We start from the raw sequence: 15,465 nt of genomic DNA, 5'->3' as shown, positions 1-15,465 counted from the left end.
GTGACTGAAAGGAGGCGTTTGTCATGAGCAAGAAGGACGTGTTGCACATCCCCCTGGAAGGGTTGCCTCCCGTGCCGGAGCGCGAGGCGGGGTCGGAGGATGAGGAGCGCGAACACCACGTGCCCCCCACCTTCAACCCCGGGGGCGGTCCCGGCAACGGCCCGGGCGAAGGGCATGATCCGTTGATCATCGAACCGGTGGGCCACCCCCGTTCGTACCCGGGCGTCAGCGTGAGCTGAAGAGCGCCCTGCTTGAAAACGCGCGAGGCGTCCGTGACCCCGAAGGTCACGGACGCCCGCTGTCACCTGACCGCCGTGCTGTCACGGCGCATCACTTCAAGGGGACCTAGCGCGTGGTGCCGGTGTTGGGCGACAGGGTGCCCGTCGAGTCCGGCACCGGGGTGTTCATGTTGCCGTTGGGCGCGTTCGGGTCGAGCGTGGAGTCGTTGGGCAGGCTGCCGTCCTCGGGCATGGTGCTGTCCGGGGACATGCTGCCGGAGCCACCCGTGCCGGGCTCGGTCATCTCGCCGTCGTGCACGCCCGGCTCGCCCTCGCTGGTGCCCGAGCCGCCGGTGCCCGGCGTCACGTTGTCATCGCTGGAAGGCGGGGTGGTGGAGTCCTCCGGCATGCCGGAGCCGCCGCTGCTCGAGTCGGAGGGAGGCATCTGCGAGTCGGGCGTCGTGTTGCCCGTGTCGTAGCCGGAGCCGCCGCTGCTGGGCGGCGGGGTCGTGGTGGTGCCGCTGCCGCTGGTGTCCGTGCCGGTGCCCGTCGAGTCCATGCCGGTGCCGGTCCCGCTGCCGGTCCCGCCGGTGGTATCCGAGGCGGGCGTGGGCTCCGTGCCGCGCGTGGCGGACTGATCCGACTTACAGCCCGTGCCGAACGCGAGCGCGCCGGCGAGAACAGCGGCCACCGTGAACTGGGTCTTCAGAAAGCGCTTCATGTGATTCCCCTGGTAGGAGTCCGACTGCTTGGAAGGTTCCGACTGCTGGACCGAAAGTGGGCAGACCGGGGGATGTGTGCAGGGGTGGCTCCTCCGCCTGCCTGCCCGGGGAACAGCACTGGCAGGCCGGGTTGCCCCCTTGCACTCGTGAAGAGGTCCTTTGCTGGGCCTGCCCCCGGGATTCCCGGACGTTGCACCGCGGGCAGGCGCCCGGCGGGCCGCCAGGGCCTCAGCGCCTGTCGTCCGCGGCTTCGTCCACGATGGAGCCGCCGCCCAGGGGCGTCACGGAGTTGCTGGACGTGTTGGTGTCCGGCGACAGCGTGGTCCCCGCCGCGCCCGCCGCCGCGGGGCCCGTCGTCGTCGCCGGAGCCGCCGGGGGGAGCACCGCGCCCGTGCCGCTGACCGTGTTTCCCGCGCCAGGGGAGCCCAGGCCGCCCGTGTCCGAAGGCAGCACCGCGCCCGTGCCGCTGACCGAGTTTCCCGAGATGGGGGAGGCCATGCCCCCCGTGTCCGAAGGCAGCACCGCGCCGGAGCCCGCGATGTCGCCCTGGGTGCCCGCCACCGGGTTGGTGAGGGAGGGCGTCGCGCTGTAGGGCTGGGGCAGCACCGCGCCCGTGCCGCTGCCGCCGGTGCCAGCGTCCGCGCCGCCCCCCGTGTCGCTATAGGGCTGCGTGGAGGGAAGGCCCGTCGTGCTGCCCGGGGGGGCGCCCGTCATGCTGCCCGCGGGTGCGCCCGGGTTCGTCTGCCCGCTGTTGATGGCGCCCGCGGGGTTGGGGTCCACCTGCGCCACCATGACGGCGGCCAGGCTCATCCAGATCCATTGTTGAGACATCGTCCCGCTCCTTGCCCGTGTGTGGCCGGGCAGGCGACGCCTCGGCCTTCAGTGGGACGGCGTGGGCCGGTGAGGCCCCTGGCCGTCCTTCACGAGGTGCTCACGCCGCTGGCGCGACGGAACCGCACGGCGGCGCCGCTTGCGCTCGGAGAGCACCAACAACAGGGCCGGGAAGGTCACCAGCATGATGAGCAGGTTCATGCCGAAGCCCAGGTTCGCCAGCGCGCCAATCGAGTTGAGGCCCGGGTGGTCCGCGAGGAACAGCGCGCCGAAGCCCACCGCGCTCGTGAGCAGGCCGCCACAGATGGCCTTGCCCGTCTCCGAGTACACCCTCATGAAGTCGCTGCCCGGCGACGCCAGCCGCGTGACGAGGTGCACGCCCGCGTCCACCGTCGTCCCGATGAGCACCGGGATGACCAGGATGTTGAGGTAGTTGAACTTCGCGTGCATCAGCGGCATCAGCCCGAGCAGCGCGAACAGCGACACCACCGTGGGCGTCAGGCACAGGAGCGCGGTGCGCAGGCTGCCCAGGGTGATCCACATCGCGAGCAGCACCGCGAGCGTCGCGCCCAGCAGGATGAGCGGCGCCTCGTGCGACACCATGTCCAAGATGTCCGCATGCACCATCGCCTCGCCGGCCACCACCGCGCGTCGGCCGTCCGGCAGCGTCACCCCGCGCACCTCCTTCGCGAGCTGACGCATGGCCTGCCCGTCGGACTGGTCCGCGGACGGATACACCAGCACGAAGCCGGTGCCCGGGCCGCCGTGTCCCGCGAACTGCTGGCGCACGCCGGAAGGCAGGTCCGCCTCGGTGTACGGCGCGGCCCGCACCTGCTGGCGCAACTGCGCGAGCTGTTCCTGCTGCGGTCCGCTGAGCGACCCTTCGGGCACCTTCTCCAGCAGCTCCCCGATGTCCTGGAGGATGCGCTGCTTTCGCGCCTGGTCCTCCGGCACGAGGCTCGCGAGCGACGCGACGAAGTCCACCGTGGAGTCCGTGCCCCGCTGCTGCTTGCGCGCCTGGAGCTCCCGGACGACCACCGCCTCCTCCTCCCGGGAGTCGGTGAGCACCACCAGCGGGACCTGCGAATAGCCGATGAGCTGGTTGACGGTACGGTCCAGGACGAACGAATCCAGGTTCTGGTCCTGCAGCGAGGAGATGTCGTAGTTGAACCGCACGCGCGGAAGCTGCGTGAGCAGGCCCGCCACGATGAGCGCTGACACGGCGGTGAGCAGCCCGCGCCGGCGGGTGATGAGCCGTCCCAGCGGCGCCTGTGTCGTCTCCGTGGAGGAAGCGCGCGGCTTCCAGCCGTGGCGCGACACCAGCCCCAGCACCGCTGGCAGCACCAGCACGTACGCGAAGATGAGCACCAGCATGCCCACGCCCGCGATGACGCCGAACTCGCGGAACGCCCGGAAGCGGGACGTGCCCAGCACGAAGAAGGTGAGCGCCGCCACCAGCGCGGACACCAGCGCCGCGCCGCCCGTGTGCGTGAACGACTCGCGCGTGGCCTCCTCGGAGGCCATCCCCTCTGCGCGCAGGTTGAAGTAGCGGCCCATCAGGTGGATGCCGTGCTCCACGCCCAGGCCGCCCAGGATGGCGCCCAGGAAGGCCGTCAGGAGGTTGACCTGCCCGTACACCACGCCCACGAGGCCGTACGTCCACGCGAGGCCCGCGCCCACCGGCGCCAGCACCATCCCCACCGCGAGCAGGCTGCGGAAGTGCAGCAGCAGGTAGAGCAGCACCAGCACCGAGGCCACCGCCGAGGACACCGCCACGTCGCGAGTGATCTGCGCCTGTTGATCCATCTTCTTCTGGAACGAGCCGGTGATGGAGATGTGGAAGCCCGGCCCGTACTTCGACAGGTCCTGCTGCTCCAGCACGCCCTCCACCTCGCCGACGATCTTCCGGGAGAAGGTGAGGTCCGCGGACGACGTGTCGGGTTTGGCCAGCACCACCACGCGGCGCTCGGCGGGGTCCAGGTAGTAGTCGCTGGGGTTGCTGGACAGGCGCGTCACCACGCCGCCGCCGTACTTCTTCTCCAGGTCGGAGAAGTCCAGCGACGGGGCCGGTGCGTCGTCCAGCGACACGAAGAGCGGGTTGGCGCGCTGCCGCTCCCACCTCAGGCGCGCGTCGATGCGGCGCTCCACCTCCTTCAAATCTTCTGGCGACAAAAAGTAGAGCGCATGGCTCCGGAAGAAGCTGCCAGGCCGGGTGATTTCCACGTAGCGGATGCCCGGCAGCGCCTCCAGCTGGGGGGCCAGGTCGTCCGCGAACCGCTGGAGCTGCGCCGGATCCCCGTCCTCGCCCACCACCACCACCCAGCCCTGGGCACCGAAGCGCTGCTCCAGGGTGTGGATGGCCTTCACGCTCTCGAAGGACTTCGGCAGCAGGTCCACGAGGTTCGCGTTGAGGGAGAGGTGGCGGGCGGACAGCAGGCCCAGGCCGGACAGCACGAGCGCGCAGAGCAGGGCGAGGACGGGGCGGCGGTGGTTGTGCGCGGCGAGCGCACCCAGCGTGCCCTCCACGCGGTGCATCCAGGGGCGCTCCGCTGGCGAAGAGGGGTCCGGGGCCTTCATGCGAGCCAAAGCTGGCCACCCGGCGGACCTCCTGCAGGGTGGTGTGCCCCCGGGGCCCGCCCGGCTGCCCTGTACCAGGGGAGGCACGGCGGGTGCGGCGCCTGTCCGCACCCGCGTGATGCTGATCCACTGGCGGAGCGCCCGCCAGGACGGCATACCTCCTGGTTTGTTTCATTGCTGCCTGCTCCCCCGGCCCCACCATGCGGCCGGCGGAGCCCCGGGACGGCGCCTGGACGCACGATGGCCCGAGGCATATACGCGTGGGCGGCCCGGTTTGGCCGGGCTCAAGGTGCCTCGCCGTCACGGCAGGCCTTCAGCAGGAAGTCACATCCATGAGCGAGATGCGGTGGTCCGAACGGTTCGAGGCGGCGATGGGCTCCCTGGCGGCCCGCAGCCACCAGCGACCCTGGGTGGCGCTGTTCGTGACGCTGTTGCTGACGGGCCTGGGCACCTTCTCCGCCCGCAACCTGACCCTCAACGCGGACCTGGTGAACCTGCTGCCCAGGACCTTCCAGTCCGTGCAGGACCTGGAGAAGCTGCGCACGCGCTTCGGCGGCATGGGCAACGTGGTGGTGGCGGGCATCGGCGCGGAGCCCGAGCAGCTCAAGCAGTTCGTGGATGACCTGGCGCCCAAGCTGGCGAACCTGGCGGAGGTCCGCTTCGTCAACTACCAGCGGCCCAGCCAGTTCTTCGAACAGCACGCGCTCTACTACGTGGACCTGCCGGACCTGAAGGTCATCCAGGATCGCATCGACGCGCGCTTCGCGTGGGAGAAGGAGCAGGCCAACCCCCTCTTCGTGCGGCTGGAGGAGTCGCCGCCCCCGTCGCTGGACTTCACCGACATCGAGCAGAAGTACACCGGCGGCGCGAACCAGCGGCTGTCGGGCCAGGGCGGCGAGCTGTACTACCTGGATCCGCAGGAGCGCATGGTGGTGATGCTGCTCAAGGCGAAGGGCAGCTCCGCGGACCTGGGCTACTCCAAGCAGGTGATTGCCCAGGTGCAGGACTTCCTGTCCAAGCAGGACCTGTCGAAGTACGGGCCCGGCTTCCACACGGAGATCACCGGCACGTTCAAGAAGAAGATCGACCAGCAGGGCGTCATCACCGGCGACCTGGCGCGCGCGTCGACGCTGGCCCTCGTGCTGCTGCTGGCGTACCTGGCCTTCCACTTCCGCAGCGCGCTGTCGGTGGGGCTCACCATGGTGCCGGTGGTGGCGGGCCTGATGTGGACCTATGGCTTCGTGGGCGTGGCGTACGGGCAGGTCAATCTGCTGACGGGCTTCCTCGCCGCGGTGCTGGGCGGCCTGGGCGTGGAGCACGGCATCCACCTGCTGGGCCGGTGGGGCACGCTGCGCTCGGAGGGCATGTCCTCCGTGGACGCCGTGCGTGAGACGTTCATGCACACGGGCTTCTCCGCGCTCATCTCCGCGCTGGTGGCGGCGCTCACGTTCCTCAGCCTGTCGCTGTCGGAGTTCCGAGCGTTCCACGAGTTCGGCGTCATCGCGGCGGTGGGCATGCTGGTGAGCGTGGCGTCCTACCTGCTCATCCTCCCGGCGATGCTGGGGCTGGTGTCGCGCTGGGGCTGGACGCCGCGCCAGCACCAGGCGCAGTCGGGGCCCATGGCGATGCTGGCGCGCTTCCTGCCCCGCCGCTACCGCGCGGTGGCCATCGTCCTGGGCGTGGTGCTGGTGGGGCTCATCACCCAGGCGTACCGGGTGACGTTCAACTACGACTCCACCAAGCTGGATGACGTGACGCTGCCGAGCGTGCGGTTGGACCGCCGCATCGACCACATCCTCGGGTACTCGGCGACGCCGGTGGTGGTGTTGACGGACTCGCAGAAGATGGAGCGCGAGGTGGTGAACCAGCTCCAGGCACGCAAGCAGCAGTACGGCAAGGACTCCACCATCGACTTCGTGGGCGCGCTGGAGGACCTGGTGCCCCAGCAGCAGGCGGAGAAGCACGCGCTGCTCCAGTCCATCCACAAGAAGCTGGCGCGCATCGACCCGGAGAAGGTGGCCAAGGACGCGCGCGCCAACCTGGTGCGCGCGGTGAAGATGACGCAAGCGCAGCCCTTCACGCGCGAGGACCTGCCGGTGAGCCTGCGCCGCCAGTTCGAGCCGGCGACGAACCAGAAGGGCGGCGTGGTGCTGGTCTACGCGAACGTGAGCCTGTCGGACGGCGTGGGCACGCGGCGCTTCACCAAGGAGGTGCGCAACCTCCAGCTGTCGGACGGCAGCCAGGTGTCCGCGGCGGGCGAGGCGCTCATCCTGGCGGACATCCTGGACATGGTGGCCTCCGAAGGCCCGCGCATCCTGGTGGCCGCGGTGCTCAGCGTCTTCGTGGCGATGTGGATGACGCTGGGCAGCCTGCGCAACGCGGTCATCTGCATGCTGCCCACGCTGCTGTCCATCGCGGCGCTGGTGGGCCTGATGTCCCTGCTGGGCCTGCAGTTCAACTACCTCAACATCGTCGTCATCCCGGTGCTCATCGGCACGACGGTGGACGCGGGCGTGCACCTCATCGAACGCCTGGGAGAGCCGGGCGCGGACTTCGCCACCGTGTACACGGAGACGGGCCGGGCCATCACGGGCGGCCTGCTCACGAGCGCCATCGGCTTCCTGGCGCTGGTGTTCGCCAAGCACCCGGGCCTCAACTCGATTGGTGACCTGGCCAACCTGGGCTTCGCGGTGAACATGGTCGTCGTGCTGGTGGGCTTCCCGGCGCTGCTCCTGCTGGTGGACCGCTGGCGCAACAAGCACGGCGCCACGACGAGCACGCCGGGCGGCGACGAAGCCCAGCACCCCGCGCCGGAGAGCTGAAGCACGGGACGGAAGGCTGTGAAGAGGAGGGCCCCGGCACCGCGCGCTGGGGCCTTTTTCATTCAAGGCGACACTTCCGTGAGACGCCGGGCCAGGGGCACCCGGCGCTCCCCCGCCCAAGACTCATCCGTGCATGAGTCGCCCCTTCCTCCGTCATCAATCCGGCCGCATGTTCGAGAACGCCTTCCTCGAGGCCAGCTCGAAGCTTCATCCCGCGGTGCCACCCCTCCTCTACGGCCCGCTCACGCTGGGGCTCCTCGGGTGGGGCCTGTCCACGGGAAGGACGACAATGGGGATGAGCGCGCTGTTCGTGCCGCTCGGCCTGCTGACGTGGTTCATCATGGAGTACTGCATCCACCGGTACTTCTTCCACTGGGAGGGCAGCGGCCCGGTCACCCGGCGGGTGCATGAGATCGCGCACGGCTACCACCACAAGTACCCGGACGACTCCCAGCGCCTGGTGATGCCGCTGATCGCGACCGTCCCGCTGGCCCTCATCATCGGGGGGCTGCTGTGGCTGGTGGGCCGCCCGGCGCAGACGCTTCCGTACTTCGTCGGCATCGTCTGGGGCTATCTGTTCTACGACTTCATGCACTGGTCCACGCACCACCGCACGCCGCGCACGGCCTGGGGCCGGGAGCTGCGCGCGCACCACATGGCGCACCACTTCGCGACGCCGGACCGCAACTTCGGCATCAGCAACCGGTGGGTGGACCTCCTGATGCGCAGCGCTGGACGACGCCTCAAGCTCTCCAGGAGGGACGCGTCGGGCCAGGACACCCATCATCCCGGGGAGCGCTCCAGCGTGAAGCCGTGAGGTGCTTGCGTGAGGTGCCTGGAAGACGACGCGCCCGCTGCTACGCGGCCTTGTCCGGCACGCCCGTCCACGCGGCCACGAAGTCCGCGAGCCCGCGAAGCTGGCGGTCGTTCAGCGTCGCCTGCCACCGCGCGTGGCGCACCGCCCGGTACGCGTCCGGCGCGTCCCAGCCGCGCGCCACCATCACCGCCAGCCCCATCAGCGGACCCCGGCCCACGCCGTGCTCGCAGTGCGCGTACAGCACGCCGCCCGCGTCCAGCCGGGGCAGCGCCCACCGCACGCCCTGGGAGAGCTGCTCCACGGACGGGGGGAAGCGGTCCGTCACCGGCAGGTGCAGCAGCTCGATGCCCAGCGCGGCGAGCGCCTCGCGGTCGTCGCAGCGCTCCGCGCGCAGGTCGATGACGGCGGTGATGCCCCGGGCCTTCAGCTCGCCGTAGCGTGAGCGAGGCACGCCGCCGCCCACGTGCAGCCACTCGTTCACGCGGGACACGTTGAGGGTGCGCTGGCCGGGCAGCTTGGTGGTCCACTCCACCCCGCGCGCCACGACGCGCAGCACCTGCTTGCGCACGAACCCCCGGACGCCGGGGACGTGATGGACCGACCGAAGCAGCGACTCGCTCACGGACCCTTCGCCTCCTGCTACTCGCCTTCCAGCGTGACTTCCATCAAGCCTTCGACCGGCGCCTTGCCGGCACGCTCCAGCACGGCGCGGTGCAGGTACGTCACCGGCGAGCCCACCATCGGCTTCACCAGGCCGCCCAGCATGCCCAGCGACTCCACCGGCGCGCTGCGCTGCAGCAGCGACGTCGTGCGCAGGGCCAGCACCTGGCGGCCATCATCGCCGGTGAACTCCGCCTTCCACGCGCTGCGCTCCTTGGTGCCCTCGCGGCCCAGCGTGAACGACTCCAGGAGGCGCGGCGCCTTGCCGTCCTCCCAGAGGTACACCGGGCCGTAGTCGCCTTCCAGCCCCTCGCGCGCCAGCAGCACCACGCGCTGGCCCCCGCGCAGCGCGCGGAAGCGCACCCAGCGCTTCGCCAGCTTCGCCGGGGCGATGGTAGAGCGGCTGTGGTCCGCGTAGCCGCCGCCCACCAGCGTCTCCTCGGAGGCCTTGGGCACCTGGAGCGTCACCTTCACGGGGCTCGCGCCCAGCAGCACCTCATGGCGGTAGCGGTCGTTGCCCAGCTCCACCACCGAACCGTCGGGCGACCACGGCGCGGGCTTCTGCGCGTAGTCCAGCACCACCCGGCCGCCCTCGAGCGCCACCTCCACCCGCACGCCCTTGTCGGTCGTCTTCGCGCTGCACGCGCCCACCTTCAGCGTGTCGGTGGCCGCGTCGTAGCTCCACTCCTTGCCACCCACGCGCGCCTGCGGCGACCACTGGGGCTTGCCGGGGCGCAGCACCGTCGCCCGGCAGATGCCCGTGCGCGAGCCCGGGCCGATGTTCGTCACCGACAGCTGCGTCAGCACGAAGCCGCCGTCGTCCGTGTCCGCGATGAAGGTGAAGCTCTCGCCGTACCGGTCGTTGGTGCTGACGCTCGGCTCCAGCACCCCCGCGCCCGCCAGCCCCGGCAGCGCCAGGGCCAGGGCGAGCATCAGCCCGGAAGCACGGCGGCGCGGCTCACGCCGCATGGGGGCGCTGCTCCAACAGCGCGTCCGACGACGCATCGTTGAAGACGTAGTCGCGCTGCAGGGGCAGGTTCCACGCGAAGTACACGACGCCGCGCACCAGCCACCAGCCCAGCGTGTAGGCCAGCTGCGGGTGCAGCGTGAGCAGCGCCACGCCGCCCGCGTTGAGCAGGGCGCTCGTCGCGCTCACCACCGTGTACCGCGCCAGCTGCGGCGCCACCGCGCCGTGGCTGCGGAAGGTGATGACGCGATTGATGGAGTAGTTCACCACGCCGCCCAGCACGCAGCCCATCACCGTGGCCAGCACCGGCGACAGCCCGGCCCACTCCACCATGCCCAGCACCGCGACGAAGTCCACCGCCGTGGCGATGGCGCCCGCCGCCGCGTTGAAGCCGAACAGCGCCACGCCTGAGCGCGGCTGCACGGGCTTCTTGGGCGTCAGCGCCCGCACCAGCGTGCGGAAGCGCGACACCGCCGTGACGTTGCTCATGATGGCGACGAACACCAGCCCCACCACCGCCAGCCAGTGCATGGGGTGCTTCTGCTCCGGCCAGAACAGCGCCTCCAGGATGGGCGACAGCGCCGTGCCCACGCCCAGGAACAGCACCCGCTCCAGCCGCTGCATCGCGCCGTCGCGCACGCTCACGCCCAGGCCCTCGCCCTTGGCGCGCACGTACGGCACCAGCGACGAACCCAGCAGGGCGCCCAGCGCGGGCAGGAGCACCCAGGTGTCCCGGTAGTACCAGGCAAGGCCCATCAACATCGCGGAGTCCACGTAGCGGTCCAGCACGGAGTCCAGCGCCGCGCCCGCGGGGTTGGCCTCCTTGCGGGTGCGCGCCACCCGGCCGTCCATCACGTCCAGCACGCCCGCCAGCAGGAACAGCCAGCCGCCCACCGTGAAGCGGCCCGCCGCCACCGCCACGCCGGAGGACACGCCCAGCAGGCCCGACAGCATGGACAGCGCGTTGGCCGGCAGCCCCGAGCGCAGGAGCACGCGCCACAGCGGCTGGATGATCCAGAAGAAGTAGTGGCGCAGGAAGAAGCCCACCAGCACCGACTTGCCGCGCGTCAGCGTCTCCGCGTCTCTCGGGATGCCCTTGATGGCGCACCGGATACAGAAGAGCACCAGCCCCCCGAGGAAGTACGCGATCGCGAAGAGCGCGGGCGCCAGCGCGGTCCAGATGCGCGCCGAGGGGGACAGGTCTCCACTCAGCCAGGCCAGGACGTTGTCATGCACGGGTGTTTCCTCCAGACGGCAGGGGCACGGGCGCCGCTTGCGACGCCTCGCTGACCCAACGAGCGAATACGGCCCTCACGACGACGAACGCCACGACGGCCGCGATGGAGCCCGCGAGCACGTCGAGGATGTAGTGGTGCGTGAGGTAGATGGCGGAGAAGGCGACGAGCAGCGCGAACAGGACGGTGCCCACCCGCCACGCGGTGCCCCGGTACCAGAGGACCAGCACCATCATCAGCGGGTAGGCCGCGTGCAGCGACGGCATGGCGCCGAAGACGTTGGGGTTTCGCGAGTAGAAGTTGGCGAAGTAGTTGATGCCGAAGAAGGCATCGAAGCGCGCGGTGCCCGCGGGGCTGGGCAGCGCCGCCAGGTTCGCCGGGCCCAGGCCGTACTTGAGCACGTACCAGGGCGGTGCCGCGGGGTAGATCACGTAGATGACGACGCCAATGGCGTTCACCACGAAGAACGCCCAGCAGAGCGATTCGAAGCGGCGGTCCTTCTTGAAGAAGAACCAGATGGCCACGAGGAAGACCTCGTAGAGGTACGCCGCGTAGGCGAAGCCGCACAGCAGGTCCAACGGGGTGTTGGGGTTGTGCCACCACCACTCGGGCCAGATCATGCCGCCCGGGGCGGGGAACAGCGCCTTCTCCAGGTTCCACAGGTCGCCGGTGTGGATGGTGCCACGCACCCCCAGCCACAGCGACTGGCTGTCGAGGATCATCCCGGTCAGCCACAGCGGGAACGCGCCCCGGAGGAACCGCCGCGGGCCGGCGCCGGCCCAGGCCAGCACCACCAGCAGCAGGTCCGCCGCGACGTGTTCCCACCGGATCCGACCGGTGATGAACACCAGCGCGAAGTGGCCCGCCGCCAGGACGGTGACGAGCCACTTGAACGCGTTGGGGTTCTTAGCGGGCGAGCGGGAGGTCATCCCCGTAGTAATCAAGGCCGAGGTGGGTGATGGGCTCTTCGCCCGCGACGACACGCAGCGTGTTCTTCAGCTTGGTCAGCTGGATGAACAGGTCATGCTCCACCGGCAGACCCGGGTGGGCCATGGGGCTCTTGAAGTAGAAGGACATCCACTCCTGGATGCCCCGCCACTCCAGCCGGCGCGCCAGGTCCAGGAACAGCGCGATGTCCAGGACGAGCGGCGCGGCCAGGATGGAGTCGCGGCAGAGGAAGTTGATCTTGATCTGCATCGGGTAGCCCAGCCACCCGGTGATGTCGATGTTGTCCCAACCCTCCTTCGCGTCGCCGCGGGGCGGGTAGTAGTGGATCGACACCTTGTGCGAGTACTTGTTGTACAGCTCCGGGTACAGGTCCGGCTGCAGGATGGTGTCGAGCACGCTCGACTTGGTGACCTCCTTGGCCTTGAAGGCCTGGGGATCATCCAGCACCTCGCCGTCGCGGTTGCCCAGGATGTTGGTGGAGAACCACCCCTCCAGGCCCAGCATGCGCGCCTTGAGCGCCGGCGCGATGACGGTCTTCATCATCGTCTGGCCGCTCTTGAGGTCACGCCCGGCGACCGGCATGCCCTCCTGCCGCGCCAGCTCCTGCAGCGCGGGCGTGTCCACGCTCGCGTTGGGGGTGGCGTTGGCGAACGGCACGCCCTCCTTGAGGGCCGCGTAGGTGTACAGCGCCGTGGGGTTCACGTCGGTGCTGTTCGCGTCCAGCGCCTTCTCGAAGTTGGCCAGCGACTGGAACGCCTCCGGCAGGGGGCGGAAGGTCTCCACGCTGCTGCACACCACCATCACGGCGCGCTTGGCGTTGAGCTCCTTCTTGAAGTCGCGGATGTCCTGGCGGATGGCCTCGATGCTCTCGCGGTGCGTCTTCGTGGCCTTGGCGTGGTTGGCCTCGATGCGGCGCACGAACTCGCCGTCGTGCACGCCCTTCTTGGGCTTGATGCCCTGCAGGAAGGGCTTCACCTGCTCCATGTGCTTGTCGTTCAGCACCCCGGAGCGCTGGGCCACCTGGTAGGCGTCCTCGTTGATGATGTCCCAGGCGCCAAAGACGACGTCGTTCAGCGTGGCCAGCGGGACCAGCTCGTTGAGCTTCACGGTCCGGCCGTCGGTCCGCTTGCCCAGGCGGGCCGTGCCCATCTGCGTCAGCGAGCCAATGGGGGCGCCCTTGCCCTGCCGCGCCAGCTCCACACCCGCCATCAGGGTGGTGGACACCGCGCCCAGGCCCGGGATGAGCACCGCCAGCTTGCCCTCCGGCTTCGCGACCATCTTCTTGTTCTCCATCGTCCTGATTCCTTCGAAGGCGGGAAATCGCTCCGCCCCAATGAGCGTCTCCGAGGTCACTCCATCCGGCGCCGGCAGGTTGCCGGACGGAAGGTGGAAAATCTCGAAAGCGGATGGTTGATACTCTAAACCGTTCGTCACTTCAACGTGATGTGACGGCCAAAAGGGGCTCGTAGCACGGAGGCGGGCGGGTGCATGACCCAGGCCGGGCCCCTGCTACAAGCCACGGCGAACGGGGCTGTCAGAGAAACAGCAACTCACGGCAAAAATGTCACCCACCTCGGCACATTTCCCCTGGAAGGGAGTGCCGGGTGGGTGTGGTTCCTACAGTTTTGGGGCTCTCCCCCATTCCCCCGACCGTGACAGGAATGTCAGGTTCCGGGGGCTCCGCGCGGCTCCGGCCGGCGTCAGTTGTGGCGTGTGGGGGCGCCGCGGTCCAGCTTCTGGTTGTCCCCCGGGTGGTACTTCTCGCCGGTGAGGACGGCCTTCACGAAGCCGACGAGCTGGACCATGCGGCTGTTGGGAGTGTCCCAGTACTCGGCCTTCTCCACGCTGACGCGCAGGAGGGCGAGGTTCGGATCATCCAGCCCCTGGGGGAACCAGGCCTTGAGGGAGGGGTTCCACAGCTCCTTCGCCTTGGCCTTGTCGCGGATCAGATGGCAGCGTCCGCTGACGGACACATAGCGGTCCTTGCTGGGGTCCGAGTACGCGAGGCTGACGTGGTGGTCCTTCTCCACCTCGTCCACCTTGTGGGTGTGGTCGTTGGTGAAGAACCACAGCTCGCCGTCGAAGTCCTTGTCGTAGGTCCACATCGGGCGGCTGCGCAGGCTGCCGTCGGTGTCGACGGTCGTCATCATCGCGACCTTGATGCCGTGGATGAGCTTGCCCAGATGCGCCACCACGTCCTGCGGATCCTTCTGTGTCGTCGTCATGCACGCCTCCCCTTGGGGCCTCAAGGTAGGCAGCGGGCAGGGGGCGGACACGGGCGGTGTGCCTGGTCGGCGCCAGGGCAGGCGGGCGTGTGATAGGGGGCGGGATGCGCCATGTTCTTCCTGACTTTCTTGGGACGGGCGGCGCGACGGCCGGGAGCGACACGGATGCTGAAGACCGCGTGGAACGAGTGGAGCCTGAAGGCGCTGCAGCTGGAGACGGCGCTCCTGGCGTTGGAGGAGATTGAGTTGCCGGACGCGATGCACGCGCTCCAGGACGCGGCCCAGCAGAAGCTGCTGGAGCTGGCGCGGGCGTGGCAGAAGACGCAGCCGGCGAAGGAGCCCCGCCAGTGGAAGCGCGAGGAGACGGCGGGTGGCACGCCGCGCGACGAGGAGCTGGCGGACCTGGTGAAGGGCTTCCGCGAGGACGGCAAGACGTGGACGCTCCTGCGGCTCACCAGCGACCGGAAGGAAGTGGTGGAGACGCTGGTGTCGCAGGGGCGCGCCTGCATGGTGGCGGGTGGTGAGTACTACCTGGGCCAGTGGGACGCGGAAGCGCAGGTGCTGGAGGTGGGGCGCGACGACGAGGCCGGCGAGCCCGGCACCGGGCTGGTGTTGGAGCCGGGCGGGGAGCTGCACTACACGCCGTCGGCCGACCTGTAGGGCTTCAGCCCTCCAGCAGCTTCACCATCCGGGCGCGCAGCTTCTCGTCGGGCAGTCGTCCCAGGCCGGCCTTCACGTTGTCCTCCAGGTGGGCCGGGTCGGACGTGGCGGGCAGCGGGCAGTTCACGGCGGGGTGGCCCAGGATGAACTTGAGGAAGAACTGCGCCCAGCTGGTGCAGTCGAAGTCGGCGGCCCAGGCGGGCAGGGCGCGGCCCTTCATCTTGCGGAACAGGTTGCCCTTGTCGAAGGGCTCCATGACGAGCACGGCGACGCCGTGCTCCTTCGCGGCGGGGAGCAGGCGCGCCTCCGCGTCGCGCATCGCGAGCGAGTAGGGCAGCTGCACGAAGTCCAGGGCGCTCGTCTTGATGTGGCGCTCCAGGTCGTCGAAGGCGCTGCGCGCGTAGTGGGTGACGCCGACGTAGCGGATCTTCTTCGCGGCCTTCAGCTCGCGCAGCACGGGCAGGTGGGTGTCCACGTCGAGCAGGTTGTGCACCTGCATCAGGTCCATGCGGCCGTGGCCCATGCGCTGGAGGGAGGCTTGAATCTGCGCGGCGCCCTCGGCCTTGCCGCGCGTCCAGACCTTGGTGGCGAGGAAGGGGGTCTGCTCCTGGCCGGATTGCTTCAGCAGGTCGCCGACGACGGCTTCGGAGCGTCCGTACATGGGCGACGAGTCGATGAGGCGGCCGCCTGAGGCGAAGAACTTCTGGAGGACCTGGGAGAGGGGCGCGCGTTCGCTCGCGGCGCCGCCGACGTCGAAGGTCTGCCAGGTGCCAAGGCCGATGA

14 protein-coding genes are annotated in these 15,465 nt (G+C 69.7%); 4 read left to right on the top strand and 10 right to left on the bottom strand.

Annotated features, from left to right (window positions below):
- Nucleotides 1-23 precede the first annotated feature (23 nt).
- On the top strand, nt 24-239 hold the full coding sequence (locus tag D7V93_RS20030) for a hypothetical protein (protein WP_120644947.1): 216 nt from the start codon (nt 24-26) through the stop codon (nt 237-239).
- 106 nt (nt 240-345) lie between these two features.
- Here the strand turns inward: D7V93_RS20030 and D7V93_RS20025 are convergent, their stop codons facing one another.
- From D7V93_RS20025 to D7V93_RS20015, 3 genes are all read right to left on the bottom strand, one after another.
- Nucleotides 346-939, bottom strand: a complete 594-nt coding sequence (locus D7V93_RS20025) for a hypothetical protein (protein WP_120644946.1) — start codon at nt 937-939, stop codon at nt 346-348.
- A 229-nt stretch (nt 940-1,168) separates the two neighbouring features.
- Nucleotides 1,169-1,771: a hypothetical protein gene (locus D7V93_RS20020; protein WP_147451246.1), complete on the bottom strand. Its 603-nt coding sequence runs from the start codon at nt 1,769-1,771 to the stop codon at nt 1,169-1,171.
- A gap of 48 nt (nt 1,772-1,819) precedes the next feature.
- Entirely contained in the window at nt 1,820-4,306 is a 2,487-nt protein-coding gene (locus D7V93_RS20015) for an efflux RND transporter permease subunit (RefSeq protein WP_208723078.1), read from the bottom strand.
- A gap of 374 nt (nt 4,307-4,680) precedes the next feature.
- Here D7V93_RS20015 and D7V93_RS20010 point away from each other — a divergent pair, with 374 nt between their 5' ends.
- Together D7V93_RS20010 and D7V93_RS20005 are read left to right on the top strand one after the other, a co-directional pair.
- Nucleotides 4,681-7,170, top strand: coding sequence for an efflux RND transporter permease subunit (locus D7V93_RS20010; protein WP_120644944.1), 2,490 nt, complete (start codon nt 4,681-4,683; stop codon nt 7,168-7,170).
- A 133-nt stretch (nt 7,171-7,303) separates the two neighbouring features.
- A complete protein-coding gene (locus D7V93_RS20005; protein ID WP_244237391.1) occupies nt 7,304-7,987 on the top strand; it encodes a sterol desaturase family protein in 684 nt (227 codons plus the stop codon).
- 40 nt (nt 7,988-8,027) lie between these two features.
- Here the strand turns inward: D7V93_RS20005 and D7V93_RS20000 are convergent, their stop codons facing one another.
- The 6 genes from D7V93_RS20000 to D7V93_RS19975 form a co-directional block, all read right to left on the bottom strand.
- The gene (locus D7V93_RS20000; RefSeq protein WP_120644942.1) at nt 8,028-8,609 is read right to left on the bottom strand and encodes a protein-tyrosine phosphatase family protein; all 582 of its coding nucleotides are present in this window, start codon (nt 8,607-8,609) and stop codon (nt 8,028-8,030) included.
- A 17-nt stretch (nt 8,610-8,626) separates the two neighbouring features.
- A complete protein-coding gene (locus D7V93_RS19995; RefSeq protein ID WP_120644941.1) occupies nt 8,627-9,616 on the bottom strand; it encodes a hypothetical protein in 990 nt (329 codons plus the stop codon).
- Nucleotides 9,606-10,850 (bottom strand): GtrA family protein, encoded by a 1,245-nt coding sequence (locus D7V93_RS19990; RefSeq protein WP_120644940.1) that lies wholly within the window; start codon nt 10,848-10,850, stop codon nt 9,606-9,608. The genes D7V93_RS19995 and D7V93_RS19990 overlap by 11 nt, the downstream gene beginning before the upstream one ends.
- Complete coding sequence (locus D7V93_RS19985) at nt 10,843-11,778, bottom strand: phosphatase PAP2 family protein (RefSeq protein WP_120644939.1); 936 nt, start codon at nt 11,776-11,778, stop codon at nt 10,843-10,845. The genes D7V93_RS19990 and D7V93_RS19985 overlap by 8 nt, the downstream gene beginning before the upstream one ends.
- Nucleotides 11,756-13,090: an inositol-3-phosphate synthase gene (locus D7V93_RS19980; protein ID WP_120644938.1), complete on the bottom strand. Its 1,335-nt coding sequence runs from the start codon at nt 13,088-13,090 to the stop codon at nt 11,756-11,758. The genes D7V93_RS19985 and D7V93_RS19980 overlap by 23 nt, the downstream gene beginning before the upstream one ends.
- A gap of 407 nt (nt 13,091-13,497) precedes the next feature.
- A complete protein-coding gene (locus tag D7V93_RS19975; RefSeq protein ID WP_120644937.1) occupies nt 13,498-14,022 on the bottom strand; it encodes a pyridoxamine 5'-phosphate oxidase family protein in 525 nt (174 codons plus the stop codon).
- Between the two features lie 165 nt (nt 14,023-14,187).
- On the opposite strand from D7V93_RS19975, the gene D7V93_RS19970 reads away from it, so the two are divergent.
- Nucleotides 14,188-14,682, top strand: coding sequence for a P-loop NTPase family protein (locus D7V93_RS19970; protein ID WP_120644936.1), 495 nt, complete (start codon nt 14,188-14,190; stop codon nt 14,680-14,682).
- 4 nt (nt 14,683-14,686) lie between these two features.
- Here the strand turns inward: D7V93_RS19970 and D7V93_RS19965 are convergent, their stop codons facing one another.
- Nucleotides 14,687-15,463 (bottom strand): aldo/keto reductase, encoded by a 777-nt coding sequence (locus tag D7V93_RS19965; protein ID WP_244237390.1) that lies wholly within the window; start codon nt 15,461-15,463, stop codon nt 14,687-14,689.
- Nucleotides 15,464-15,465: the final 2 nt, after the last annotated feature.

It is taken from the genome of Corallococcus llansteffanensis (assembly GCF_003612055.1).
Taxonomy (GTDB): Bacteria; Myxococcota; Myxococcia; order Myxococcales; family Myxococcaceae; genus Corallococcus; species Corallococcus llansteffanensis.
This window is presented reverse-complemented; position numbering and strand designations above follow the sequence as displayed.

What these genes read in the sequence shown, in the direction of transcription:
- D7V93_RS20025 (WP_120644946.1), bottom strand. Translation starts at nt 939, where the DNA reads ATGAAGCGCTTTCTGAAGACCCAGTTCACGGTGGCCGCTGTTCTCGCC.
- D7V93_RS20010 (WP_120644944.1), top strand. Translation starts at nt 4,681, where the DNA reads ATGAGCGAGATGCGGTGGTCCGAACGGTTCGAGGCGGCGATGGGCTCC.
- D7V93_RS19995 (WP_120644941.1), bottom strand. Translation starts at nt 9,616, where the DNA reads ATGCGGCGTGAGCCGCGCCGCCGTGCTTCCGGGCTGATGCTCGCCCTG.
- D7V93_RS19985 (WP_120644939.1), bottom strand. Translation starts at nt 11,778, where the DNA reads ATGACCTCCCGCTCGCCCGCTAAGAACCCCAACGCGTTCAAGTGGCTC.
- D7V93_RS19980 (WP_120644938.1), bottom strand. Translation starts at nt 13,090, where the DNA reads ATGGAGAACAAGAAGATGGTCGCGAAGCCGGAGGGCAAGCTGGCGGTG.
- D7V93_RS20015 (WP_208723078.1), bottom strand. Translation starts at nt 4,306, where the DNA reads ATGCACCGCGTGGAGGGCACGCTGGGTGCGCTCGCCGCGCACAACCAC.
- D7V93_RS20020 (WP_147451246.1), bottom strand. Translation starts at nt 1,771, where the DNA reads ATGTCTCAACAATGGATCTGGATGAGCCTGGCCGCCGTCATGGTGGCG.
- D7V93_RS20005 (WP_244237391.1), top strand. Translation starts at nt 7,304, where the DNA reads ATGAGTCGCCCCTTCCTCCGTCATCAATCCGGCCGCATGTTCGAGAAC.
- D7V93_RS19970 (WP_120644936.1), top strand. Translation starts at nt 14,188, where the DNA reads ATGCTGAAGACCGCGTGGAACGAGTGGAGCCTGAAGGCGCTGCAGCTG.
- D7V93_RS20030 (WP_120644947.1), top strand. Translation starts at nt 24, where the DNA reads ATGAGCAAGAAGGACGTGTTGCACATCCCCCTGGAAGGGTTGCCTCCC.
- D7V93_RS19975 (WP_120644937.1), bottom strand. Translation starts at nt 14,022, where the DNA reads ATGACGACGACACAGAAGGATCCGCAGGACGTGGTGGCGCATCTGGGC.